Origin of the sequence: Streptomyces sp. NPDC056479 (assembly GCF_042795335.1) — a bacterium.
Taxonomy (GTDB): Bacteria; Actinomycetota; Actinomycetes; order Streptomycetales; family Streptomycetaceae; genus Streptomyces.
This window is the reverse complement of record NZ_JBHTRZ010000006.1, coordinates 37,047-59,380: the sequence shown is the minus strand read 5'-3', so window position 1 is coordinate 59,380 and position 22,334 is coordinate 37,047. Positions and strand designations below refer to the sequence as shown.

The window sequence follows — 22,334 nt, the reverse complement described above, 5'->3', positions numbered from 1 at the left end:
CGATACGCACCGATCCGCTGGAGCCGCCGATGTCGTCAGCCGCCCGTGTCCTGTGCCTGTCCCTGCTGTTGCTGTCGGCGATCGTCCCCACGGCGACCGCCGCCGAGGCCTGGTCCGTCGCGCCCTCCGGCGGCGGGCGCCCGTCCTTCTACACCGAGGGCGAGCCCGGGACGGTCCAGCGGGACACGGTGTCCGTCACGAACCCGGGCGACGAGCCGGTCACCGTACGCCTGCGCGGCACGGGCGTCCCGATCGCCTTCGCCGAGAGTCCGGTACGGATCCCGGCCCGCACCCGCGCCGAGGTTCCGTTCACGGTGACCGTCCCGACGGGCACGGCCCCCGGCGACCGCTCCGCCGGGATCGTCGCCCGCGACACCGACGGCCGCACGAAGACCGTGCCGCTCCGCCTGCGCGTCACCGGTCCCGAACTGTCCGCGCTGACCGTCGAGCATGTCGAGGTGCGCGCCGAGGGCATCGCATACGAGCTGGTCAACCGCGGTACGACCCCCATCGCCCCGACTCTCGCGGTGCGCGCCGACGGTGTCTTCGGCCGCCTCCTCGACCGCGCCCCGCGCCACCTCCCCCTCGCCCTGCCCCCGGGCAGCCGCACCGAGCTCACCGAGCCATGGCCCGACCGGCCCGCGCTCGACGCGGTCGACGTGCGGCTGACGGTGACGGCGGCGGGCGGCGCGAGCGACACCGCGGAGACATCGGTGAGGTTCGTGCCGTGGGGCGGCGCGGCGGGCGTCGCCGGGGCCCTGGCGACCGCGGGCGCCTTGTTCGCCGTACGACATCGAAGGCGCCGCAAGCCGTACGGCGGCGAGCCGACGGAAGCCGAACGACCGGTGCGGCAGGCCGAGTTGACGGGAGTGGGGACGTGAACGCCAGGGTGCGGATCGCGGCGTTGCTGGCCGTGCTGGCGCTGCTGTCGCCGACGGCGGCCGGGAGCGCGTCGGCGGCGGACGGGCCGCCCGCCGTGAAACTGTCCAAGTCCCAGGCGGGAACGGGCGGTTCGATCACCGTGACCGGCAGCGGCTGGCGGCCGCGCGCCCTGCTGATGATCCTGGTCTGCGGCCAGTCCGTGCCGTCGACCGGGGTGACGGGAGGCACCAACTCCTGCGCCAACGCGGACGGCAGGGCCGTGACGACGGACGCCGAGGGCCGCTTCAGCCGGAAGCTGCCGGTGGCCGAGCCGCCCGTGCCGTGTCCGTGCGTGGTGCATGTGGCGACGGTGACCGGGGCGAAGGCCGAGGCCGACGCGATCTTCCAGGTCGCCGGGCACGCGGTCGAGCCGCTGCCCGCGGAGCCGGCGGGCGGGCGTCTGTCGGTCCTCACCGACACCCGGCTCGACGGCTCCGGCGGCCTGCTCACCTGGTTCGGCGCACCGCCGGCCCGGACGCTCGTCTTCACCGTCGGCAACGTGGGCACCTCCGCCGTCAGGAACCCGGTCTTCCAAGTGGGCACCTCCCACGGCGTGTTCGCCCCGCAGTGGGAGGAACAGCAGTGGCGCGGCACGATCCGGCCGGGAAAGAAGGCGCGGATCGAGCTGCCGGTGGAGCTCGCCGCCGGGGCGCACGGCGACTACACCGTCTCCCTGAAGTACGGCGGCAAGGTGCTGGCCGAACAGCCCTGGGGCGTGGGCCGGCCCTGGGGTGTGACGCTGTTCTGGATCCTGGTGTGCCTGGTCGTACCGGCGGCGGTGTTCCGCGTCGGGATGGCCCTGGTGGACCGGGTACGGCCGCGGCAGACGGCCCGCCGCCGGGGTTTCCGGCTGCCCGAAGCCGCCCTTCGTCTTCCGGGGCTGAGGCCCCGGGAGGAGGCGAGGCACGCTGCCTCGCCCTCCTCGACCCTGCCGTGGTTCGCGCCGGACAGTGATCCGGGCACGGCCGGTCGGCTCTCCGCACCGCACGACGACAGCACGTCGAGTCCTACGACCCCCACGAGGAAGGCACCTCCGTGAGCAAGCCAAGGAGAGTCATACCGGTACGCCCCCGGAGAGCGACCGCGGCGGGCGCCGCCCTGATGCTCGGCGGCGCGGGTGTGCTGCTCGGCGTGGCCGCGGCGCCCGCGCAGGCCGCCGAGGTGTCGTACGCGACCGAGTGCATCCCGCCCGCCATCTCCGGACTGCCGCCCGTCCAGGGCACCACGAAGGTGGAGATCACCGCGCCCGCCGAGGCCAAGGTCGGCGACGAGGTGGAGATCGTCTGGAAGTTCGTCCAGGCCGCGTCCAAGAACCCGGACATCCTCGACCTGGACGCGAACACGGTCCAGCCGACGGGGACGCTGAAGGCGGCCGGCGCGCAGACGGCGGACATCGCCATGGAGGGGCCCCGGGAGAACCCGCCGATCCCGAAGAACACCGACATGAAGCTGTCCGACATGAAGGGCACGCTGAAGCTGACGGCACCGGGCGAGGTGACGCTCGCGCCGGACGCGTACAACATCAACGTCAACAAGCCGATCTCCACGGACACCAAGTGCTCGCCGAAGGAGACGGTGAAGCCGGCGGCGACGATCAAGGTGACGGACGGAGGCGGGAGTTCGGGCGGTACGACGGGAGGGCTGCCGACGGTCGTCCCGACGCTGCCGACGGGCGTGCCGACCGACCTGCCCACGGGTTCGTCGAGCCCGACCGCCACGCCGAGCGAGAGCGAGACGGGCGGGGACGCGGGCGGTTCGGGCACAGGTGGCGGCGGGGACGGCGGCCAGAGCGACTTCACGGGCAAGGAGGTCCAGGTCCCGTACAAGTGCAAGACGCCCATCGGCGACAAGGAAGCGACCTCGCCGGTCCAGATCAACGCCAAGAAGAACGGCGGGAGCTTCGACCTGACGGTCCAGTTCAAGAAGTCGGTGATGGACTCTCCCGCCGACATCCCCAAGGACTCGGTCAAGCCGTCCATGGAGGTCGCGCTGGGCGGCGCCGACAAGGGCACGGTCCATGTCGAGGGCCCGACCAACTCCGAGGACATCAAGTCCGGCGAACCGATCGAGATCCCCGACCTCACCGGCACCTACAAGCCGGGCGCGAGCGGCGAGTCGACCCTCTCCCCGGGCGTCCTGACGATCGAGGCCCTGGGGACGACGACGACTTGTACGCCGGCGAAGTCGGAGGTGTCCTTGACGCTGGACACGAGCGAGCAGGCGAGCGGGGCGTCGGGCGGCGGTTCGGCCGGCGGCTCGGCGGGAGGCTCGGCGGGCGGTTCATCGACCGACGGCGGCCTGGCGGCGACGGGCGCGGAGGAGCATGACGCCTTGAAGGCGCTGGGCCTGGTGGCGGGGACGGCACTGCTCCTGGGGGGAGCGGTGTTCACGTTCATGCCAAGGCGCAGGACGCGCTGATTTCCCTCAGGGGCGCGGGGAACCGCGCACGGTCGGAAAACTGACGGGGCCGCCGCAACCCGGGGAGGTTGCAGCGGCCCCGTCGGCTCAAGCAGCGCAGCGCTAGCGCACGTCGCCCATGAGCGCCTTGACCTTCTTGCGGTACATCCATACGGCGACACCGGCGAGGACGGCCAGCGTGGCCTCCAGAGCCACGATGTTCGTCTTGTTCAGGTCGACACCGGCGATGGAGAGCAGACCGGTCGTGGCGTCACCGGCGGTGACGGCCAGGAACCAGACGCCCATCATCTGCGAGGCGTACTTCGCGGGCGCCATCTTCGTCGTCACCGACAGACCCACCGGGGACAGCAGCAGCTCACCGACGGTCTGGACGAAGTAGATCGCCACCAGCCACATCGCGGCCGCCTTGTGACCGCCCTCGGCGATCGACAGCGGCGCCAGGAAGAGGAAGAAGGACGCGCCGACCAGGACCAGACCCGAGCCGAACTTCACGATCGTGCTCGGCTCCTTGCCGCGCCGGTTCAGCGCCAGCCAGAACCAGGCGAAGACCGGGGCCAGCGCCATGATCAGGACCGGGTTGACCGACTGGTACCAGGAGACAGGGAAGTCCCAGCCGAGGACGCTGTTCTCGGCGGAGCCGTCGGCGAAGATCGACAGGGTCGAGCCGCCCTGGTCGTAGATCATCCAGAACACGGCCGCGGCCACGAAGAACCAGATGTACGCGGACATCTTCGACTGCTCGGCACGGTCCAGGTCCTTGTCGCGCTTGATGCGGACCAGGACCAACGTCGGGATGATCACGCCGAGCAGCGTCAGCGGGACCAGAACCCAGTTCAGCGTGTAGTTGCCGGAGAAGCCGACGATCGCGTAGAAGACGACCGCGATACCGGCCCAGATCGCCGCCTTGCGCAGCGTCGAGGACTTCTCCTGGGCGGACAGCGGCGTCGGGACGACGCTGGAGCGCTCGGCCAGGTGACGCGAGCCGATCAGGAACTGGGCGAGACCCAGCGCCATGCCGAGCGCGGCGAGCGCGAAGCCCAGGTGCCAGTTGACGTTCTCACCGATGGTGCCGATGATCAGCGGCGCGGCGAAGGCACCGAGGTTGATGCCCATGTAGAAGACCGTGAAGCCACCGTCGCGGCGCGGGTCGGCCGGGCCGTCGTAGAGGTGGCCGACCATGGTCGAGATGTTGGCCTTCAGCAGACCCGAACCGATCGCGACCAGGCCGAGGCCGGCGTAGAACGTGCCGGAGGACGGCAGGGCCAGCGTGAGGTGGCCGAGCATGATGATGCCGCCGGCCATGGCGACGGTCTTGCGCGGGCCCAGGACCCGGTCGCCGAACCAGCCGCCGGGCATGGCGAGCAGGTACACCATCGACACGTAGACCGAGTAGATCGCGGTCGCCGTGGCCGGGTTGAGGTGCAGGCCGCCCGGAGCGACCAGGTACAGCGGGAGCAGTGCCCTCATGCCGTAGTAGGAGAAACGCTCCCACATCTCCGTCATGAAGAGAGTGGCCAGTCCGCGGGGGTGGCCGAAGAAGGTCTTCTCGGAGCCGGGGGTGCCCGGGCGGGCCGAGTCCTTCGTCAGGCTGGACGCCATGGTCGATCCTTGCTGGTCGGGACGCGCACCGACGTAGAACGTTCACGCGCCCGGTGGGGGGCGGCCGGCACCGGCGGACACGGCCGTCCACCCCACGCCCAGGGGCAGTCCCGCTCCGGGTCACGGAGGGGAAGACGGCGACCGTCGGGATCCACGCCCCCGCCTTCGGGGGCCCGGCCACAGGTCATTCCATTCGGGACCGGTGAGCGCCGGTCCCGCACACAAAAGAGACCCTCAGCGTCAAGTGCGCCGAAGGTCCCCGCAGTGCTACGGGCGTAGATTCACCATACGTCAGGACACTGCCGGATATGGAAGGACTTGAGACGGGGATCACAGGTGTCGAGGGAACCGCGGCCACCCTTTCCAAGGTCCTTTCCAGGATCGCATCTCATCGGCATAGGTCTGTACCACGGCGTGTGAAGGTAAGAGACGTGCCAGGGACCGGTGAGAATCCGGGCGCCCGATCACACTCCAGCTCTTGTCATGGGCGGACTACCATCAGCTCATGACCCGAGTACTGCTCGCCGAGGACGACGCGTCCATTTCGGAGCCGCTGGCCCGCGCACTGCGCCGGGAAGGGTACGAGGTCGAGGTCCGTGAGGACGGCCCCACCGCGCTCGACGCAGGGATGCAGGGCGGTATCGACCTCGTCGTGCTGGACCTCGGCCTGCCCGGCATGGACGGCCTGGAGGTCGCCCGCCGGCTGCGCGCCGAGGGCCACACCGTGCCGGTCCTCATCCTCACCGCGCGTGCCGACGAGGTGGACACCGTGGTCGGCCTGGACGCGGGCGCCGACGACTACGTCACCAAGCCGTTCCGGCTCGCCGAGCTGCTCGCCCGGGTCCGGGCCCTGCTGCGGCGCGGGGCGGCGGAGCCGCAGCAGCCGCCGGCCACGCACGGGGTGCGGATCGACGTCGAGTCGCACCGGGCGTGGATGGGCGACGAGGAGCTCCAGCTCACGGCGAAGGAATTCGACCTGCTGCGGGTGCTGGTGCGGGACGCCGGGCGGGTGGTCACCCGGGACCAGCTGATGCGCGAGGTCTGGGACACCACCTGGTGGTCGTCGACCAAGACGCTCGACATGCACATCTCCTGGCTGCGCAAGAAGCTGGGCGACGACGCGGCGAACCCCCGCTACATCGCGACGGTGCGGGGCGTCGGCTTCCGCTTCGAGAAGAGCTGAGCCGGTAACCGAGCCGTACAGGTAAGTAACAGGACATGCGCCGCCGACTGATCCAGTCCACCCTCGCCGTGGTTCTCGTCGTGATCGCCGTTTTCGGCGTGTCACTCGTGATCGTCGAGACACGGACGATCACCAGCACCGCACAGGAGCGGGTGGACACCGAGGCCGTGCGCCTCGCCAGCATCGTGGACAGCCGGCTGCTCGGCGACGAGACCGTGGACGCGTCCGTGCTGCGGGACCAGATCCAGGGTGATCGTTACGCCGAGATCCGCATCCCCCACAAGCCCGTGATCGAGGTGGGCCGCAAGCCGTCCGGTGACGTCATCAGCGCCACCGAGACCGGCGAGGAGGGCGAGACGGTCACCGTGCAGGAGCCGCGCTCGTCGGTGACGCGGGAGGTCGGCCGTACGTTGCTGATCATCGCGGCGGTGGCGCTGCTGGCGGTGATCGCGGCGGTGCTGCTGGCGGTACGTCAGGCGAACCGCCTTGCCTCGCCCCTCACCGACCTCGCGGAGACGGCGGAACGTCTCGGCTCGGGCGACCCGCGCCCGCGTCACAAGCGGTACGGCGTCCCCGAGCTGGACCGGGTGGCGGACGTGCTGGACTCCTCGGCCGAACGCATCGGCCGCATGCTGACGGCGGAGCGGCGCCTCGCCGCGGACGCCTCGCACCAGCTCCGCACCCCGCTCACGGCCCTCTCCATGCGGCTGGAGGAGATCACCCTCACCGACGATCCCGACACGGTGAAGGACGAGGCGACCATCGCCCTGACGCAGGTGGAGCGCCTCACGGACGTCGTCGAACGTCTCCTGACCAACTCCCGCGACCCACGCACCGGCTCCGCCGTCACCTTCGACCTCGACGAGGTCATCCAGCAGCAGCTGGCGGAGTGGCGCCCGGCGTACCGCAGCGCGGGCAGGGCGATCGTGAGCTCGGGCAAGCGCCACCTCCAGGCGGTGGGCACCCCGGGCGCGGTGGCCCAGGTCCTGGCGGCCCTGATCGAGAACTCCTTGATGCACGGCGGCGGCACGGTCGCCCTGCGCACCCGCGTCACCGGCAACCAGGCGGTCATCGAGGTGACGGACGAGGGCCCCGGCATCTCGGCCGACCTGGGCGCCCGCATCTTCGAACGCGCCATCAGCGGCCGCAACTCCACGGGCATCGGCCTGGCGGTGGCCCGGGACCTGGCAGAGGCGGACGGCGGCCGCCTGGAGATGCTCCAGACGAAGCCCCCGGTCATCGCCCTTTTCCTGTCCCGCCCCCAGCCACCGAAGAAGTCACAGGAGCCGGGCCCGCCGCCGGTCAGGTAGGGGTTCCGCGCTCAGGGGGCTCGACGCCGGTCCAGGCATTTCTCAGCCCGTCCGGCGTTTGAGGACGAGGCCCGTTCAGGGGCGAAGCGGGGTCTGGGGCTGCTGCCCCAGCGGGGTCGAAGGGGCGGAGCCCCTTGAGGACGGGACGGGCGGGGGCGGCGGGGGCGAGACCCCCAGGGCCGAGCCCCACGCCGGGTACGCCTCAGCCCACCCGCTGCCCGACCCGCGGCTCCGGCGTCGCAGGGCGCTGCTCAAGGAACGATTCCGCGGCCGACGCCGGCTCTTCCACCGGTTCGTCCACCGGCAGTGCACGGAACACCCACGTGCGGTACGACCAGAACCGGAACAGGGTCGCGATGCCGATGCCGAGGAACTTGAACACGTTGCTCTGCAGCGGGCTGTCCCAGCCGAACCCGTACGTCGCCGCGTACAGCACGCCGTTCTCGATCACCAGGCCGACCGCACTGAACAGCAGGAACAGGCTCAGTTCCTTCGTACGGCGGCCCTTGTCGCGATCGCGGTACGTGAAGTAACGGAAACCGATGTAGTTGAAGATGATCGCGACGACCGTGGCGATGACACTCGCCCGCACCACCTGAAGGTCGGTGACATGCCGCACCAGGTTGAACACGAGGAGGTTGACCAGCAGCCCCGCTCCGCCCACCGCACCGAACTTGGCGACCTCACGCACCAGCCGATCGAACCGCTGCCGTACCGCACTGCGAGATACCGGAGGCGCCACATGAAGCCCCGAGGAACCACGTCCCATGGTCGTGAAGGCTCCTGTCGGTCGATTTGTCGGTCGGTTTCGTCAACCCAGCCATGCTAACCACCCCCCTTGGCGATTGCCTGTGCGCGGGCTCATAGGGCGGGGAAGAGACCCGGAAAAGTCCGGTAAGAGGCTCGCCCCGGAGTGGCCGATACCCTAGGGGCGTGACGTTCCCGGTAGTCGGCATGGTCGGCGGGGGTCAGCTCGCTCGTATGACACACGAGTCGGGCATCCCGTTGGGCATCAAATTCAAGCTCCTCAGTGACACTCCACAGGATTCCGCGGCGCAGGTCGTAGGCGATGTCGTGATCGGCGACTATCGCGACCTCGACACGCTGCGCGAGTTCGCCCGTGGGTGCGATGTGATCACCTTCGATCACGAACACGTACCCACCGAGCACCTCAGGGCCCTGGAGGCGGACGGCATCCCCGTGCGCCCCGGCCCCGACGCGCTCGTGCACGCCCAGGACAAGGGCGTGATGCGCGCGAAACTCGACGCGATCGGCGTGCCTTGCCCTCGGCACCGCATCGTGCGCGACCCGCAGGACGTCCTCGCCTTCGCGGCCGAGGGCGACGGCTTCCCGGTCGTTCTGAAGACCGTCCGCGGCGGCTACGACGGCAAGGGCGTCTGGGTAGTCGACTCCGTCGAGGAGGCCGCCGAGCCCTTCCGCGCCGGCGTCCCGGTCCTCGCCGAGGAGAAGGTCGACTTCGTACGGGAGCTCGCGGCGAACGTCGTACGTTCCCCGCACGGTCAGGCGGTCGCGTACCCCGTCGTCGAGTCCCAGCAGGTCAACGGCGTCTGTGACACCGTCATCGCCCCGGCCCCCGACCTCGAGGAGACCCTGGCCCTCAGGGCCGAGGAGATGGCCCTGACCATCGCCAAGGAACTCGGCGTCGTCGGACACCTCGCGGTCGAGCTGTTCCAGACCCGCGACGGCCGCATCCTCGTCAACGAACTGGCAATGCGCCCGCACAACTCGGGCCACTGGACCCAGGACGGCGCCATAACCTCCCAGTTCGCCAACCACGTCCGGGCCGTCCTCGACCTCCCCCTCGGGGACCCGCGCCCGCGCGCGAAGTGGACGGTCATGGCCAACGTGCTCGGCGGCGACTACCCGGACATGTACTCCGCGTACCTGCACTGCATGGCCCGCGATCCCCAGCTGAAGATCCACATGTACGGCAAGGACGTGAAGCCCGGCCGCAAGGTCGGCCACGTCAACACCTACGGCGACGACCTCGACGACGTGCTGGAGCGCGCCCGTCACGCTGCCGGCTACCTGAGAGGCACGATCACCGAATGAGCACCGCTGCCGGACCCCTCGTAGGCATCGTCATGGGGTCGGACTCCGACTGGTCCGTCATGGAGGCCGCCGCCCAGGCCCTCGACGAGTTCGAGATCGACTACGAGGTCGACGTCGTCTCCGCGCACCGCATGCCGCGCGAGATGGTCACCTACGGCGAGCAGGCGGCCGAGCGCGGGCTCAAGGTGATCGTCGCCGGTGCCGGAGGCGCCGCCCATCTGCCCGGCATGCTCGCCTCGGTGACCCCGCTGCCGGTGATCGGCGTGCCCGTCCCGCTGAAGTACCTCGACGGCATGGACTCCCTGCTCTCCATCGTGCAGATGCCGGCCGGCGTGCCCGTGGCCACCGTCTCGGTCGCCGGCGCGCGCAACGCCGGTCTGCTCGCCGCCCGCATCCTCGCCACCCACGACGAGGACCTGCAGCAGCGGATGCGGGAGTTCCAGCAGGACCTGAACGACCAGGCCACCGAGAAGGGCAAGCGGCTGCGCGCCAAGGTAGAGGGCGCGGGCGGCTTCGGCTTCGGCACGGGGAAGTGACCACGATGACCTCCGCTTCGCTGGAGGCAGCCCGGGAACTCCTGCGCGAGTTCCCCGTCGTCGACGGCCACAACGACCTCCCCTGGGCGCTGCGCGAACAGGTTCGCTACGACCTCGACGCCCGCGACATCGCCGGCCACCAGAACGCCCATCTGCACACCGACATCCCGCGGCTGCGCGAGGGCGGCGTGGGCGCGCAGTTCTGGTCGGTGTTCGTCCGCTCGGACTACGCCGGCGACAAGGCGGTCAGCGCCACTCTCGAACAGATCGACTGCGTACGGCAGTTGCTGGCGCGGTACCCGAAGGACCTGCGCCCGGCGCTGACGGCGGCGGACATGGAGACCGCCCGCTCCGAGGGCCGTATCGCCTCCCTCATGGGCGCCGAGGGCGGCCACTCGATCGCCGACTCCCTCGCCACGCTGCGCGCTTTGTACGCGCTCGGCGTCCGCTACATGACCCTCACGCACAACGACAACATCGCGTGGGCCGACTCGGCGACGGACGAGCCGGGCGTGGGCGGCCTGTCGGCCTTCGGCCGCGAAGTGGTCCGGGAGATGAACCGCGAGGGCATGCTCGTCGACCTCTCGCACGTGGCGGCCACGACGATGAGCGACGCGCTCGACGCATCCGCCGCGCCGGTGATCTTCTCGCACTCCTCGTCCCGGGCGGTGTGCGACCACCCGCGCAACATCCCGGACGCCGTCCTGGAACGCCTGCCCGGCAACGGCGGCATCGCGATGGTGACGTTCGTGCCGAAGTTCGTGCTCCAGGCGGCGGTCGACTGGACGGCCGCGGCCGACGAGAACATGCGCGCGCACGGCTTCCACCACCTCGACACCACCGCCGAGGCGATGAAGGTGCACCGCGCCTTCGAGGAGCGCGTCCCGCGCCCGGTCGCCACGGTGTCCACGGTCGCCGACCATCTGGACCACATGCGCGAGGTCACCGGCATCGACCACCTCGGCATTGGCGGCGACTACGACGGCACCGCCTTCACCCCGGACGGTCTGAACGACGTCTCCGGCTACCCCAACCTGATCGCCGAACTGCTGGACCGCGGCTGGTCGAAGCCCGACCTGGCCAAGCTGACCTGGCAGAACGCCGTACGGGTGCTGGGCGCGGCGGAGGACGTGGCCCGCGGCCTTCAGGCGACACGAGGTCCGTCGAACGCGACCATCGAGGCACTGGACGGCTGATCGTCGAGGGCGGGGTGGTCGGTGCAGCCGGTCGCCCCGCCCGTGTACATCGGGTACCGGTCCCGCACCGCGTTGAGCGGCGCCCCGAGCGCCGGCCGCCGCACCAGGTCGGGGTTGGCGAGGAGGGGACGGCCGAGGGCGATCAGATCGACGCCGGCCGCCAGGAGCCGCCCCGGCTGGTCGAGGACCTCACCACCGGGCGCGAGCGCATCGGCCGCATGATCGCCGACCGCCGCGTTACCCCCGAGCGCGCCGTTCCATGCCGACCGAGGAGCCGTACCCCCGAACGGATCGCCCACCAGGACGCCCTTTCGGGTCCGTGCGACGGTGAACCGAACTGCTTGATCAGGACGCCGAGCACGTACGGAGGCCGCCATGGCAGACCTCAGGGACGACCTGGAACCCGGCACCGCGGTCGACGAACTCGATGAACTGGCCGACCCGTTCCCCGGGAAGCCGTACGACAGCGTCACCGGCTCCGAGGCGAACCCCGATGAGGATCTCCTCGCCCGCGCCCACGCCCTGCTCGCCGCCCACCCCGTCGCCGACGGCTACAGCGGGCTGCCGTGGGCGCTGCGCCGACTGCCCTGGTTCGACCTGGAGCTCGGCGAGAGCGCGGTCGACACCGATGTGCCGCGGATGCGCGAGGGTCACGTCGGCGCGCTGTTCTGGGCGCTGCACCTGCCCGACGGGCTGGCCGGGGACCGGGCCGTCGGTGCCACGCTGGAGCAGCTCGACCTGGTGAAGACCGTCGTACGGGGGCACCCCGAAGGTCTGCGCCTCGCCGAGACCCCGGGGCAGATAACCGATGTCCGCCACAGCGGTCGCGTCGCCGTGCTGCCGGGCCCGGCCGGGGCCGCCGCGCTCGGTGACTCGCTCGGCATCCTGCGCTCGCTGCACGGGCTCGGGCTGCGCGCCCTCACCCTGTCCGGCGTGTCCTGGGCGAGCGAGGCGGGGCTGACCCGGTTCGGCGAGGAGGTGCTGCGCGAGATGAACCGGCTCGGTGTGCTGGCCGACCTCTCCGGCGCCTCCGAGGACACCTTGCGCCGGGCGCTCGCGGTCTCCAAGGCGCCGGTCCTGTGCGCCCGCTCCGCCGCCCGCGCCCTGCGCCCGCACCCGGCCAACCTCCCCGACGACCTGCTCGCGGAGCTGGGCGCCGTCGGAGGCCTGTGCATGGTGCCGCTCACCGCCGAGCAGACCGGCCCGTCCGTCCGGGACGTCGCCGACCATCTCGACCACGTCCGTCAGGTCGCGGGCCCGCAGTGCGTCGGCCTGTCCGGCACCTACGACGCCGGCACCGCCCACCCGCAGGACCTCAGCGACGCCTCCTGCTACCCGCACCTCGTCGCCGAACTGCTGCGCCGGGGCTGGCCCGAGGCCGAGATCGCGCTGCTGACCTGGGGCAACGTCCAGCGTGTGCTGCGCGAGGCCGACTTCACGGCCCGGGAGGCACAGCGGCGCCGGGCGCCGTCGACGATGAAGATCGCCGAGCTGGACGGGTAGCCGTCGGGGCGGGCCCGCTCAGGAGTGCTCGATCCGGCAGAGGCAGAACGGATGCCCTGCCGGATCGGCGTACACCCGGAAGTCCTCCTTGTCCTCCGCGTGCAGCAACCGCGCCCCCAGCGCCAGCACCTTCTCCTGGGCCGCCTCGATCTCCTCCCAGGTGGACCCGGCGTCGAAGTCGAGGTGGAACTGCTGGGAGTTCAGGTCGGCCCGCGGCCACTCGGGCGGGGTGTACCCCGGCGCCGGCTGGAAGGCCAGCCGCGGCCCGCCCGGCAGCTGGAGCACGACCCATTCGGGATCGTCCTCCTCGGGTGTGCCGCCGCCGACGTCGGCGTAGAAGCGGGCGAGGGCGCGTGCGTCGGGGCAGTCGAGGACGACACTGCGCAGTCGGGCGACGGGTGCCATGGGGTCCTCCCGGTGGGGACGAGGTGCTCAGCAGGCACACAGACAGAAAGGGTGCCCTGCCGGATCGGCGTAAACCCTGAAGCTGCGCGAGCGGTCCTCGGCCTCCAGCGGCTTCGCGCCCAGCGCCAGCACCGCTTCCTCGGCCGCGTCCAGGTCCTTGACGGTCAGGTCGAGATGGAACTGCTGCGAGTGCTCGGGCGAGGGCCACGTCGGCGGTACGAATCCGGGGGCGGCCTGGAACGCCAGAATCGGTCCGCCGGGCACCTTCAGGTCCACCCAGTCGTCCTGGTCCTCGATGGTGCCGCCGAGCACGCTCGCGTAGAAGGCGGCGAGGGTGCGGGGGTCGGGACAGTCCAGGACGACGGAGCCCAGTTCGGCGATGGCCATGACTTCCTCCTTGAAGTCTTGGGTGCTCATGATCGGCCGGTTACCAGTAAGTCGCGGCAGCGGGTAACGCGGTCGGTTACCCCATACTCCAGCATTGAGGGTAACGTCGCAAAGGGAAAAGGGATTCGAGAAGCGAGAGACGGCGTGCAGCCATGAGTGAGAGATCGCCCGCGCCCGGGGGCCTGGAGCTGGTCCAGTCCCTGGTCAACACGCTGGACGTGGAGTCCGGCGCGGACTCGCTGGACACGGCCGAGGGCCGGACGCGCTTCGGGCTGGCCGAGGCGGACATCCCCGCCGCGCGGGAGCTGCGGGAGTCCCTGCGCGTGGCCCTGCTCGCCCACGCGGGCCATCCGGCCCACCGCGAGGTGACACCGCTCGGCGCTCTGCTGACCGCCGCCCCCCTGGTGGTCGCGGTCGACGCCGCCGACGGGTCGGCCACCCTCGCCCCCGCCGACGAGGGCCCGCTGCTCTCCCGGGTGGCGGCGGCCGTCGCGCAGGCCCTGGTCGAAGGCGCCTGGACCAGGCTGAAGGCCTGCGAGGCGGTCGACTGCCACTGGGCGTACTTCGACCGCAGTCCGGCGGGGCGCGGCCGCTGGTGCTCGATGCAGGTGTGCGGGGCGCGCGCGAAGATGCGGCGCTACCGGGCCAAGTGAGCCGACGCGCGGTGCGGCCCGTCGAAGTGAGCCATTTCGAAAGGTCGTTGAAGATTCATTCGGCGTGCTGCGGCGATGTGCGGCAGAATGCGAAAGACGCCGTTTCGGCCGACTGAGCCTCGGCCGAAACGGCGTCGTCCCTATCTCGTCCAGGCCGTATCCGGTCCAGGCCGTATCCGGTCTAGGCCGTCGGCCGCCCCATCGCCCGGTAAGTCCACCCGGCCTTGCGCCACAGCTCGGGGTCGAGGGCGTTGCGGCCGTCCAGGATGACCCGGGCCGCCGCGACCTCGCCGAGCGCCTTCGGATCCAGCTCGCGGAACTCGCGCCACTCCGTCAGATGCAGTACGACATCGGCGCCGCGCACCGCCTCGACCGCGCTGTCGCCGTAGCCGAGGGTCGGGAAGAGGCGGCGGGCGTTGCCCATGCCCTTGGGGTCGTACACCGTGACCTGGCCGCCCTGGAGGTGGATCTGCCCCGCGACGTTCAGCGCGGGTGAGTCCCGTACGTCGTCGGAGTCGGGCTTGAAGGTGGCGCCGAGCACCGCGACCCGCTTGCCCAGGAAGGACCCGCCGCCCAGCGCCTGGCGGGCGAGCTCCACCATCTGCCCGCGCTGGCGCATGTTGATCGAGTCGATCTCGCGCAGGAAGGTCAGCGCCTGGTCGGCGCCCAGCTCGCCGGCGCGGGCCATGAAGGCGCGGATGTCCTTCGGCAGACAGCCGCCGCCGAAGCCGATCCCGGCGCGCAGGAACTTCTTGCCGATCCGGTCGTCGTGGCCGATGGCCTCCGCGAGCTTGGCGACATCGCCGCCGGCCGCCTCGCACACCTCCGCCATCGCGTTGATGAAGGAGATCTTCGTGGCGAGGAAGGAGTTGGCGGAGGTCTTCACCAGCTCGGCGGTCGGGAAGTCGGTGACGACGAAGGGCGAGCCGTCCTCGATCGGCTTCGCGTACACCTCGCGCAGCAGCTTCTCGGCCCGCTCGCTGCGCACGCCGACCACGATCCGGTCCGGGTGCAGCGTGTCGTCGACGGCGAAGCCTTCGCGCAGGAACTCCGGGTTCCAGGCCAGCTCCACCTCGCCGCCGCCCGGGGCGAGCTCCAGGATGCGGGCCGCGAGCCGGTCCGCGCTGCCCACCGGGACGGTCGACTTGCCGACGACCAGGCAGGGCTTGCGCAGATGCTTGGCGAGCGACTCGACGGCCGAGTCGACGTAACTCATGTCACAGGCGTACTCGCCGTGCTTCTGCGGGGTGTTCACACAGACGAAGTGCACATCGCCGAACTCGGCGATCTCCGCCCAGTCCATCGTGAAGCGCAGCCGCCCGGTGGAACCCTCGATGCCGGCCACGTGCTTGCTCAGCAGCTCCTCGAGCCCCGGCTCGAACATCGGGACCTGGCCCCGGCCGAGCATCTCGATCTTCTCGGGCACGACATCGAGCCCCAGCACCTCGAATCCGAGCTCGGCCATGGCGGCGGCGTGTGTCGCGCCGAGATAACCGGTTCCGATCACGGTGATCTTCAGGGCCATGGGGACTCCAGAAAGGGGGACGGGGCAGTGCGGGCCCGAGCATAGTCGGCGGGTCTGACGGGCAACTTCCCCCCTGTCGCCAAGCTCACGTATCACTCCCGTGGGCCGCCCCCTAAAATTTGAGTTACTTAACGGTAATTAGCACCAGCAGCGCATTTGCAACCAGCGTCCTTGGAGCGTGAGAGACCTTGGCCGGATCGGCTGACTTCGACCTGTACCGCCCGTCCGAGGAGCACGACATGCTCCGTGACGCCATCCGCTCCCTGGCCGAGGCGAAGATCGCGCCGCACGCCGCCGCGGTCGACGAGGACGCCCGCTTCCCGCAGGAGGCGCTGGAGGCCCTGGTCGCGAACGACCTGCACGCGGTGCACGTACCCGAGGAGTACGGCGGCGCGGGCGCCGACGCGCTCGCCACCGTGATCGTGATCGAGGAGGTGTCCCGCGTCTGCGCGAGCTCCTCCCTGATCCCCGCGGTGAACAAGCTGGGCTCGCTCCCGGTGATCCTCTCCGGCTCCGAGGACCTGAAGAAGCGGTACATGACCCCGCTCGCCAAGGGCGAGGGCATGTTCTCGTACTGCCTCTCCGAGCCCGACGCCGGCTCCGACGCGGCCGGCATGAAGACCAAGGCGGTCCGCGACGGCGACCACTACGTCCTGAACGGCGTGAAGCGCTGGATCACCAACGCCGGCGTGAGCGAGTACTACACGGTGATGGCGGTCACCGACCCCGCCAAGCGTTCCAAGGGCATCTCCGCCTTCGTCGTCGAGAAGTCCGACGAGGGCGTCTCCTTCGGCGCCCCGGAGAAGAAGCTCGGCATCAAGGGCTCCCCGACCCGCGAGGTCTACCTGGACAACGTCCGCATCCCGGCGGACCGCATGATCGGCGAGGAGGGCACCGGCTTCGCCACCGCGATGAAGACGCTGGACCACACCCGCATCACGATCGCGGCCCAGGCCCTCGGTATCGCCCAGGGCGCCCTCGACTACGCCAAGGGCTATGTCCAGGAGCGCAAGCAGTTCGGCAAGCCGATCGCCGACTTCCAGGGCATCCAGTTCATGCTCGCCGACATGGCCATGAAGATATCGGCCGCCCGCGCCCTGACCTATCAGGCCGCGGCCGCCTCCGAGCGCGGCGACGCCGATCTCACCTACCTCGGGGCCGCCGCCAAGTGCTTCGCCTCGGACGTGGCGATGGAGGTCACCACGGACGCCGTCCAGCTCCTCGGCGGCTACGGCTACACCCGTGACTACCCGGTCGAGCGCATGATGCGCGATGCCAAGATCACGCAGATCTACGAGGGCACGAACCAGGTCCAGCGCATCGTCATGGCGCGCAACCTGCCGTAACCCCGCGGGATTTGACGGTGAAGGGCGCCCGGGTATCCCGGGCGCCCTTCACCCGTTCGGGCCTCTGTCGCCGTCTGCGGCGGATTGCCAGGGTCCGTGCCCTGCGCGGCATCTGGTGGGAATTGTTCGCGTCCGCCCGATGGCGCCCAGCCGAGGGCGGGCGTAGGACGGAAGGGCACGGGGCCCGTCCCGGGCTCCCGCGTCCCCCAGGAGGAGCCATGACCCAGCCCGGAACCATCCCGATGAGCAAGGAGATGCAGGACTGCGTCGACGCGTGCATGACCTGCCACAGCATCTGCGAGGAGACCATGAGCTCCTGCATGCAGATGGGCGGCCAGGCTCAGATGCAGATCATGCGCGCACTCATGGACTGCGCCGAGACGACCCGGATGTGCGCGGACATGATGATGCGCCGCTCGCCCATGTCGGCCGAGATGTGCGCGATGTGCGCCAAGGCCTGTGAGATGTGCGCCGAGGCGTGTATGTCCATGCCGGACGATCCCCAGATGATGCGATGTGCCGAGGCGTGTCGCAGCTGCGCCGCCACCTGCCGCGCGATGGCGGGCGCCACGATGTGACGACCGCCCCACAGCACTCGAGGGCACCCGCAGGGGTGCCCTCGACGGCTGTCACAGGTGCGCTCACTTGCCGGAGACGGTCACCGTCTCGTCGTTCTTCAGCTGCTCCACCAGCTGCTTCACCTTCGCGGTGTCCCACTGGAGGTTGCCGTTCGCGGAGTTGCCCGAGATCGGCATGTTCATGGACTTGCCGTCGCCGCCGCTGACGCCCTTCATCGCCCAGAACATGGACGCCAGGTCCCACAGGCTCATGTCCTTGTCGACGGTCAGGGAGTCCAGGCCCGCGCCCATGGTCGGGTACAGCTTGAACGGGTTGAGGACCGTGCCCGGCGTCGCCACCTGGCTCGCCAGCGCGGAGAGGAACTTCTGCTGGTTCTTCGTACGGTCCAGGTCGGAGCCGGCCAGCGCGTACCGGGTGCGGACGAAGGCGAGCGACTCCTCGCCGTTCAGGGTCTGCTTGCCCTTCTTGAAGTCCGCGCCGGACTTGGAGTCCTTGATGTCCTGCGGGATGTCGATCTCGACACCGCCGACCGCGTCCACGATGTTCGCGAAGCCGGCGAAGCCGATCTCGACGTAGTGGTCGATGTGCAGATCGGTGTTGGCCTCGACGGTACGGACCAGCAGTTCGGGACCGTCCTCCGCGTACGCCGCGTTCAGCTTCGTCTCCCGGCCGGTGCTCTCGTAGAGCTTGCCGGAGTCGGAGCCCTTGTACGACGGGATCTTGACGTTCGAGTCACGCGGCAGCGAGACCAGGGTGTCGCCGTTGCTGCCGACGTGCAGGATCATCATCGAGTCCGTGCGCTTGCCCTCGGCGGACCCGGTGTGCAGTGCCTTCTTCTGCTCGTCGGTCATGCCCGCACGGCTGTCGGAGCCGACGATCAGGTAGTTGGTGCCCTCGCCCGCCTCCGGCCGGTCGATGACCTTGGACAGGTCGACGTCCCGGTTGAGCTTGGAGTCCGCCCAGAAGTAGGTGGCGACGGTCGTCACGAGCAGCACCGTCACCAGCGTGATCGAGCCCACCTTTATCCGGCGCCGCCAGTTCGGTGCGGGCCGCTCCCGCGTCCCCCCGCCGCCGGGGCCGCCCGGGCCACCGCCGCCGTAGACCTGGCCGGTGTTGTAGCCGCTGTCGTACCCGTCGTCGTAGGACGGGTCGTCGCCGTGGCCGCCGTGGCCCTGGCCGTTCACGTACGACGGCTGCTGTGGCACCCCGCCGTAGCCCTGGCCGGGCGGTGCCGTCGGTCCGCGGCGGACCTGTCGCATCACACGCGCGCCTTCAGGCTGTGCGCTCGCGCTGCCGTGTCCGTAACGGTTGCCGCGGTTGCCGTCGGACCATCCCTGGGGCCAGTCATTCATGCGCCCCAGTGTGCAGGGACCGGACAGGTGTCTTACAAGGTTCGGCGGAAAATAGAGGCAGTGCTGTTGCGAACCCAACACAAAGTCCGCGAATGTCAGCTCGGCATAAGGTGGACGCCATGACAGACCAGGTCACCGCAGTGGAGTCGGGCAATCCGGAGATCCCGGGCAAACCGACATCCGCATCCCGTACCACTCTCAGCCACATCATGACCCACAACGACACGAACCTCCTCGGGACGGTGCACGGCGGTGTGATCATGAAACTCGTCGACGACGCCGCGGGAGCCGTGGCCGGCCGGCACAGCGGCGGCCCCGCGGTCACCGCGTCCATGGACGAGATGGCCTTCCTGGAGCCGGTCCGCGTCGGCGACCTCGTCCATGTGAAGGCCCAGGTCAACTGGACCGGCCGGACCTCGATGGAGGTCGGCGTACGGGTCCTGGCCGAGCGCTGGAACGAGTCGGCGCCGGCCACGCAGGTCGGCTCGGCGTACCTGGTGTTCGCGGCGGTCGACGCCGACGGCAAGCCGCGCCGGGTGCCCCCGGTGACGCCGGAGAGCGAGCGTGACGAGCGCCGCTACCAGGAGGCCCAGATCCGCCGGACCCACCGGCTGGCCCGCCGCCGCGCCATCAAGGAGCTGCGGGAGAAGCGGGCGGCGGAGGGGTTCGAGGACTGAGCGCCGCAAGAGCCCGCGCCGGGGGGAGCGGAGTTACGAACACCCCGTCTCGTCCCCTCGCACCACCCGGGAATGTCCCTGGAGCGGGTCCTCGGCCCGGACCTTCCGCACCTGCTTGAAGTCGGCGCCCACGATCACCTTCAGCGTCGGCCCCAGCCCCTTCACCGCCCGCAGCTCGCTCCCCGGCAGCGCGGCCGCCAGGCTCTTCGCCGAGCGGTCCCAGCCGGGGTCGTGGGCGACGACCGTGCGCCTCAGACCTCGGTCCGCGGCGGGGACCGGGCGTTCCGTCGTACGGAACCCGATCCCCGCCAGCGCCGTGTCGACGCGCTTGCCGAGGCCGGTCTCCTTGGTGCCGTTCTCCACCTGGACGTGGATCTGCTGCGGGGCGACCTCGACCGGGACGGCCCGGTGCTTCGACCGGTGCGTGGCCAGCGGCCGGTCCTCGCGCAGGGCCCTGAAGAGGCGCTCGGCCCGCTCGGTGTCCCACTTCACGGTGGATCCGAGGCCCTTCACGTCGTAGCCCAGCTGTCCGATCGGTACGGTCGTGAACTCCGAGGACGACGGTGAGAAGTTCCGCATCGCCCGCCCGAGGTCCAGCAACTCACCCGTGCCGAAGCCCTTGTCGGCCCGCACCGACCCCAGCACCGCCCGTGTCACGTCCCGGAACCGCATCGGGTTCAGCAGGATCCCGGACGAGGTCGCCCGCTCGATCAGCGCCGCCATGAACCGCTGCTGACGCTGCACCCGTCCCAGGTCGGAGTCGCTGTCGACATGCCGCGCGCGCACGAACTGCAGCGCTTCGCCGCCCATCAGCCGGTGGTCGCCGGCGGGCAGGTCCAGCCCGGTGTACGAGTCCTTCAGCGGCGCGGCGGTGCAGATCCGCACGCCGCCCAGCACGTCCACCGTCTTCATGAAGCTGGTGAAGTCGACCTCCAGATAGTGGTCGATCTTGACGTGGGTCATGTGCTCGACCGTGCGCACGGTGAGGTTCGGACCGCCCTCCGCGTACGCCGCGTTGATCTTGATGGGGTGCGCCTCGCGCCCGTCCTTCGTGGGCACCTCGGCGTACGAGTCGCGCGGCAGGCTCACCACGCTCGCCCGCTCCCGGTCCGCGGAGATGTGCACGATCATGATCGTGTCGGTGCAGTGACAGGGCGCTCCGCCGAGGCGGTACTTGCGGCGCTCCTTGTCACTGATGCGTTCGCGGCCGTCCGTGCCGACGAGCAGCACATTCATCCCGTTCCCGGCCTGCGGCCGGTTCTTCATGTCCTTGAACGGGTCGACGCGTGCGATCTTCGCGTCCAGGCTGGTCACCACCGCGTGTCCGATCCCCGCGGAGGCGAGCACCACGACGGACAGCGTCGTCACCGCCCGCAAGGCCCAGCGTGGTCTCCTCCGCCGTACGGGTGCGACCGACCGCGCCCCGCCGCGGGGCGGCTGCGGACTGCGCTGCGCGGGGGCGGAAGAGCGGCGGGACGGCGTGGGCATGAAGGGATACCTCCGCTGGGGCGTGCCCCTGGGGGCCGTACGTGGGATCCGTGAGCACCGTAGGGCCATACGATCTGCTGCCCGGTGCACGGTCCCGGCGGGGCGCACCCGTGTCCCCCGTTCGCGGTAACGTGAGCCCCCTATGAACGCCAATCCCGACGTGCAGCTCCCCGCCGTGTCCGTCATCATGCCCGTGCTCAACGAGGAGCGGCATCTGCGCGGAGCCGTCCAAGCGATCCTCGCGCAGGAGTACGCCGGCGAGATGGAGGTCGTGATCGCCCTCGGTCCGTCCACGGACCGTACGGACGAGATCGCCGCCGAGCTCGTGCAAGAGGACCCTCGCGTACACACCGTGCCGAACCCGACCGGCCGCACCCCCGCCGCCCTCAACGCCGCGATCAAGGCCTCCCGCCACCCGATCGTCGTCCGCGTCGACGGCCACGGCATTCTCTCGGCGAACTACATCGCCACCGCCGTACGGCTCCTGGAGGAGACCGGCGCGCAGAACGTCGGCGGCATCATGCACGCCGAGGGCGAGAGCGACTGGGAGCACGCCGTCGCCGCCGCGATGACCTCGAAGATCGGCGTCGGCAACGCCGCCTTCCACACCGGCGGCGAGGCCCAGCAGGCCGAGACCGTCTACCTCGGCGTCTTCCGGCGCGAGGCGCTGGAGCAACAGGGCGGCTACAACGAGGAGTTCATCCGCGCCCAGGACTGGGAGCTCAACTTCCGGATCCGCGAGGCGGGCGGCCTGATCTGGTTCTCGCCGGAGCTGAAGGTGTCGTACCGCCCGAGGCCGTCGGTGAAGGCCCTGGCCAAGCAGTACAAGGACTACGGCCGCTGGCGCCATGTCGTCGCCCGCTACCACGCCGGCTCCATCAACCTGCGCTATCTCGCCCCGCCGACGGCGGTCTGCGCCATCGCGGCCGGCCTGGTGCTGGGCGCCCTGGTCACCCCGTGGGCCCTGGTGGTCCCCGGCGGCTACCTCGCCGCCATCACCGCGGGCTCGGTCCCGGCCGGCCAGGGCCTGCCGCTGAAGGCACGCCTGCAGATCCCCGTAGCCCTCGCGACCATGCACATGTCCTGGGGCTACGGTTTCCTGACCAGCCCGCGTTCGCTGGCGAGGAAGGTCATCGCCTCCCGCCGCCCGGCGGTGCTCAGCGCGAGCTGAGCGCGCCGCCGG

General features: G+C 70.5%; 22 protein-coding genes. 14 read left to right on the top strand and 8 right to left on the bottom strand.

Going from position 1 to position 22,334, the window contains the following annotated elements:
* Positions 1-29 precede the first annotated feature (29 nt).
* The 3 genes from ACFQ6S_RS23685 (at position 30) to ACFQ6S_RS23675 (ending at position 3,339) form a co-directional block, all read left to right on the top strand.
* The gene (locus tag ACFQ6S_RS23685) at positions 30-881 is read left to right on the top strand and encodes a hypothetical protein (protein WP_383413129.1); all 852 of its coding nucleotides are present in this window, start codon (positions 30-32) and stop codon (positions 879-881) included.
* On the top strand, positions 878-1,960 hold the full coding sequence (locus tag ACFQ6S_RS23680; RefSeq protein WP_383413127.1) for a hypothetical protein: 1,083 nt from the start codon (positions 878-880) through the stop codon (positions 1,958-1,960). Before ACFQ6S_RS23685 ends, ACFQ6S_RS23680 begins: the two co-directional genes overlap by 4 nt.
* Positions 1,961-2,022: 62 nt before the next feature.
* Positions 2,023-3,339 (top strand): hypothetical protein, encoded by a 1,317-nt coding sequence (locus ACFQ6S_RS23675; protein ID WP_383414510.1) that lies wholly within the window; start codon positions 2,023-2,025, stop codon positions 3,337-3,339.
* Positions 3,340-3,441: 102 nt separating this feature from the next.
* Here ACFQ6S_RS23675 and ACFQ6S_RS23670 read toward each other — a convergent pair whose 3' ends face one another.
* On the bottom strand, positions 3,442-4,938 hold the full coding sequence (locus ACFQ6S_RS23670; RefSeq protein ID WP_383413125.1) for an oligopeptide:H+ symporter: 1,497 nt from the start codon (positions 4,936-4,938) through the stop codon (positions 3,442-3,444).
* A 505-nt stretch (positions 4,939-5,443) separates the two neighbouring features.
* On the opposite strand from ACFQ6S_RS23670, the gene ACFQ6S_RS23665 reads away from it, so the two are divergent.
* Together ACFQ6S_RS23665 and ACFQ6S_RS23660 are read left to right on the top strand one after the other, a co-directional pair.
* The gene (locus tag ACFQ6S_RS23665; RefSeq protein WP_107905766.1) at positions 5,444-6,121 is read left to right on the top strand and encodes a response regulator transcription factor; all 678 of its coding nucleotides are present in this window, start codon (positions 5,444-5,446) and stop codon (positions 6,119-6,121) included.
* A gap of 35 nt (positions 6,122-6,156) precedes the next feature.
* Positions 6,157-7,431 carry an ATP-binding protein gene (locus tag ACFQ6S_RS23660; RefSeq protein ID WP_383413121.1) on the top strand — a complete coding sequence of 425 codons (1,275 nt, stop codon included), beginning with the start codon at positions 6,157-6,159 and terminating at the stop codon, positions 7,429-7,431.
* A 202-nt stretch (positions 7,432-7,633) separates the two neighbouring features.
* On the opposite strand, the gene ACFQ6S_RS23655 is transcribed toward ACFQ6S_RS23660, so the two are convergent.
* Positions 7,634-8,200 (bottom strand): GtrA family protein, encoded by a 567-nt coding sequence (locus ACFQ6S_RS23655; protein ID WP_383413118.1) that lies wholly within the window; start codon positions 8,198-8,200, stop codon positions 7,634-7,636.
* A gap of 164 nt (positions 8,201-8,364) precedes the next feature.
* On the opposite strand from ACFQ6S_RS23655, the gene ACFQ6S_RS23650 reads away from it, so the two are divergent.
* The 3 genes from ACFQ6S_RS23650 to ACFQ6S_RS23640 are packed head-to-tail and all read left to right on the top strand — an operon-like array spanning position 8,365 to position 11,236.
* Positions 8,365-9,504 carry a 5-(carboxyamino)imidazole ribonucleotide synthase gene (locus ACFQ6S_RS23650; protein ID WP_383413115.1) on the top strand — a complete coding sequence of 380 codons (1,140 nt, stop codon included), beginning with the start codon at positions 8,365-8,367 and terminating at the stop codon, positions 9,502-9,504.
* Complete coding sequence (gene purE / locus ACFQ6S_RS23645) at positions 9,501-10,040, top strand: 5-(carboxyamino)imidazole ribonucleotide mutase (RefSeq protein ID WP_383413112.1); 540 nt, start codon at positions 9,501-9,503, stop codon at positions 10,038-10,040. The genes ACFQ6S_RS23650 and purE overlap by 4 nt, the downstream gene beginning before the upstream one ends.
* 5 nt (positions 10,041-10,045) lie before the next feature.
* Positions 10,046-11,236: a dipeptidase gene (locus ACFQ6S_RS23640; protein WP_383413109.1), complete on the top strand. Its 1,191-nt coding sequence runs from the start codon at positions 10,046-10,048 to the stop codon at positions 11,234-11,236.
* Here ACFQ6S_RS23640 and ACFQ6S_RS23635 read toward each other — a convergent pair.
* Positions 11,185-11,535: a hypothetical protein gene (locus tag ACFQ6S_RS23635; RefSeq protein WP_383413106.1), complete on the bottom strand. Its 351-nt coding sequence runs from the start codon at positions 11,533-11,535 to the stop codon at positions 11,185-11,187. The genes ACFQ6S_RS23640 and ACFQ6S_RS23635 overlap by 52 nt on opposite strands.
* Before the next feature lie 76 nt (positions 11,536-11,611).
* Here ACFQ6S_RS23635 and ACFQ6S_RS23630 point away from each other — a divergent pair, with 76 nt between their 5' ends.
* Positions 11,612-12,739 (top strand): dipeptidase, encoded by a 1,128-nt coding sequence (locus tag ACFQ6S_RS23630; protein ID WP_383413104.1) that lies wholly within the window; start codon positions 11,612-11,614, stop codon positions 12,737-12,739.
* Positions 12,740-12,757: 18 nt separating this feature from the next.
* On the opposite strand, the gene ACFQ6S_RS23625 is transcribed toward ACFQ6S_RS23630, so the two are convergent.
* Complete coding sequence (locus tag ACFQ6S_RS23625) at positions 12,758-13,144, bottom strand: VOC family protein (RefSeq protein WP_383413101.1); 387 nt, start codon at positions 13,142-13,144, stop codon at positions 12,758-12,760.
* Positions 13,145-13,171: 27 nt separating this feature from the next.
* Complete coding sequence (locus ACFQ6S_RS23620; RefSeq protein ID WP_383414507.1) at positions 13,172-13,531, bottom strand: VOC family protein; 360 nt, start codon at positions 13,529-13,531, stop codon at positions 13,172-13,174.
* 152 nt (positions 13,532-13,683) lie between these two features.
* On the opposite strand from ACFQ6S_RS23620, the gene ACFQ6S_RS23615 reads away from it, so the two are divergent.
* The gene (locus ACFQ6S_RS23615; protein ID WP_383413098.1) at positions 13,684-14,184 is read left to right on the top strand and encodes a CGNR zinc finger domain-containing protein; all 501 of its coding nucleotides are present in this window, start codon (positions 13,684-13,686) and stop codon (positions 14,182-14,184) included.
* A gap of 181 nt (positions 14,185-14,365) precedes the next feature.
* Here ACFQ6S_RS23615 and ACFQ6S_RS23610 read toward each other — a convergent pair whose 3' ends face one another.
* Positions 14,366-15,709 (bottom strand): UDP-glucose dehydrogenase family protein, encoded by a 1,344-nt coding sequence (locus ACFQ6S_RS23610; protein WP_383413095.1) that lies wholly within the window; start codon positions 15,707-15,709, stop codon positions 14,366-14,368.
* Positions 15,710-15,897: 188 nt separating this feature from the next.
* Between ACFQ6S_RS23610 and ACFQ6S_RS23605 the strand changes: the two genes are divergently transcribed.
* Positions 15,898-17,055 carry an acyl-CoA dehydrogenase gene (locus ACFQ6S_RS23605; RefSeq protein ID WP_383413092.1) on the top strand — a complete coding sequence of 386 codons (1,158 nt, stop codon included), beginning with the start codon at positions 15,898-15,900 and terminating at the stop codon, positions 17,053-17,055.
* 218 nt (positions 17,056-17,273) lie between these two features.
* Positions 17,274-17,633, top strand: a complete 360-nt coding sequence (locus ACFQ6S_RS23600; RefSeq protein WP_383413090.1) for a four-helix bundle copper-binding protein — start codon at positions 17,274-17,276, stop codon at positions 17,631-17,633.
* 63 nt (positions 17,634-17,696) lie between these two features.
* Here ACFQ6S_RS23600 and ACFQ6S_RS23595 read toward each other — a convergent pair whose 3' ends face one another.
* Positions 17,697-18,986 carry an LCP family protein gene (locus ACFQ6S_RS23595; protein WP_383413087.1) on the bottom strand — a complete coding sequence of 430 codons (1,290 nt, stop codon included), beginning with the start codon at positions 18,984-18,986 and terminating at the stop codon, positions 17,697-17,699.
* A gap of 119 nt (positions 18,987-19,105) precedes the next feature.
* On the opposite strand from ACFQ6S_RS23595, the gene ACFQ6S_RS23590 reads away from it, so the two are divergent.
* On the top strand, positions 19,106-19,663 hold the full coding sequence (locus ACFQ6S_RS23590) for an acyl-CoA thioesterase (protein WP_383413084.1): 558 nt from the start codon (positions 19,106-19,108) through the stop codon (positions 19,661-19,663).
* Positions 19,664-19,696: 33 nt separating this feature from the next.
* On the opposite strand, the gene ACFQ6S_RS23585 is transcribed toward ACFQ6S_RS23590, so the two are convergent.
* The gene (locus tag ACFQ6S_RS23585; RefSeq protein ID WP_383413081.1) at positions 19,697-21,151 is read right to left on the bottom strand and encodes an LCP family protein; all 1,455 of its coding nucleotides are present in this window, start codon (positions 21,149-21,151) and stop codon (positions 19,697-19,699) included.
* Positions 21,152-21,293: 142 nt separating this feature from the next.
* Here ACFQ6S_RS23585 and ACFQ6S_RS23580 point away from each other — a divergent pair, with 142 nt between their 5' ends.
* Positions 21,294-22,322, top strand: a complete 1,029-nt coding sequence (locus ACFQ6S_RS23580; RefSeq protein ID WP_383413079.1) for a glycosyltransferase family 2 protein — start codon at positions 21,294-21,296, stop codon at positions 22,320-22,322.
* Positions 22,323-22,334: the final 12 nt, after the last annotated feature.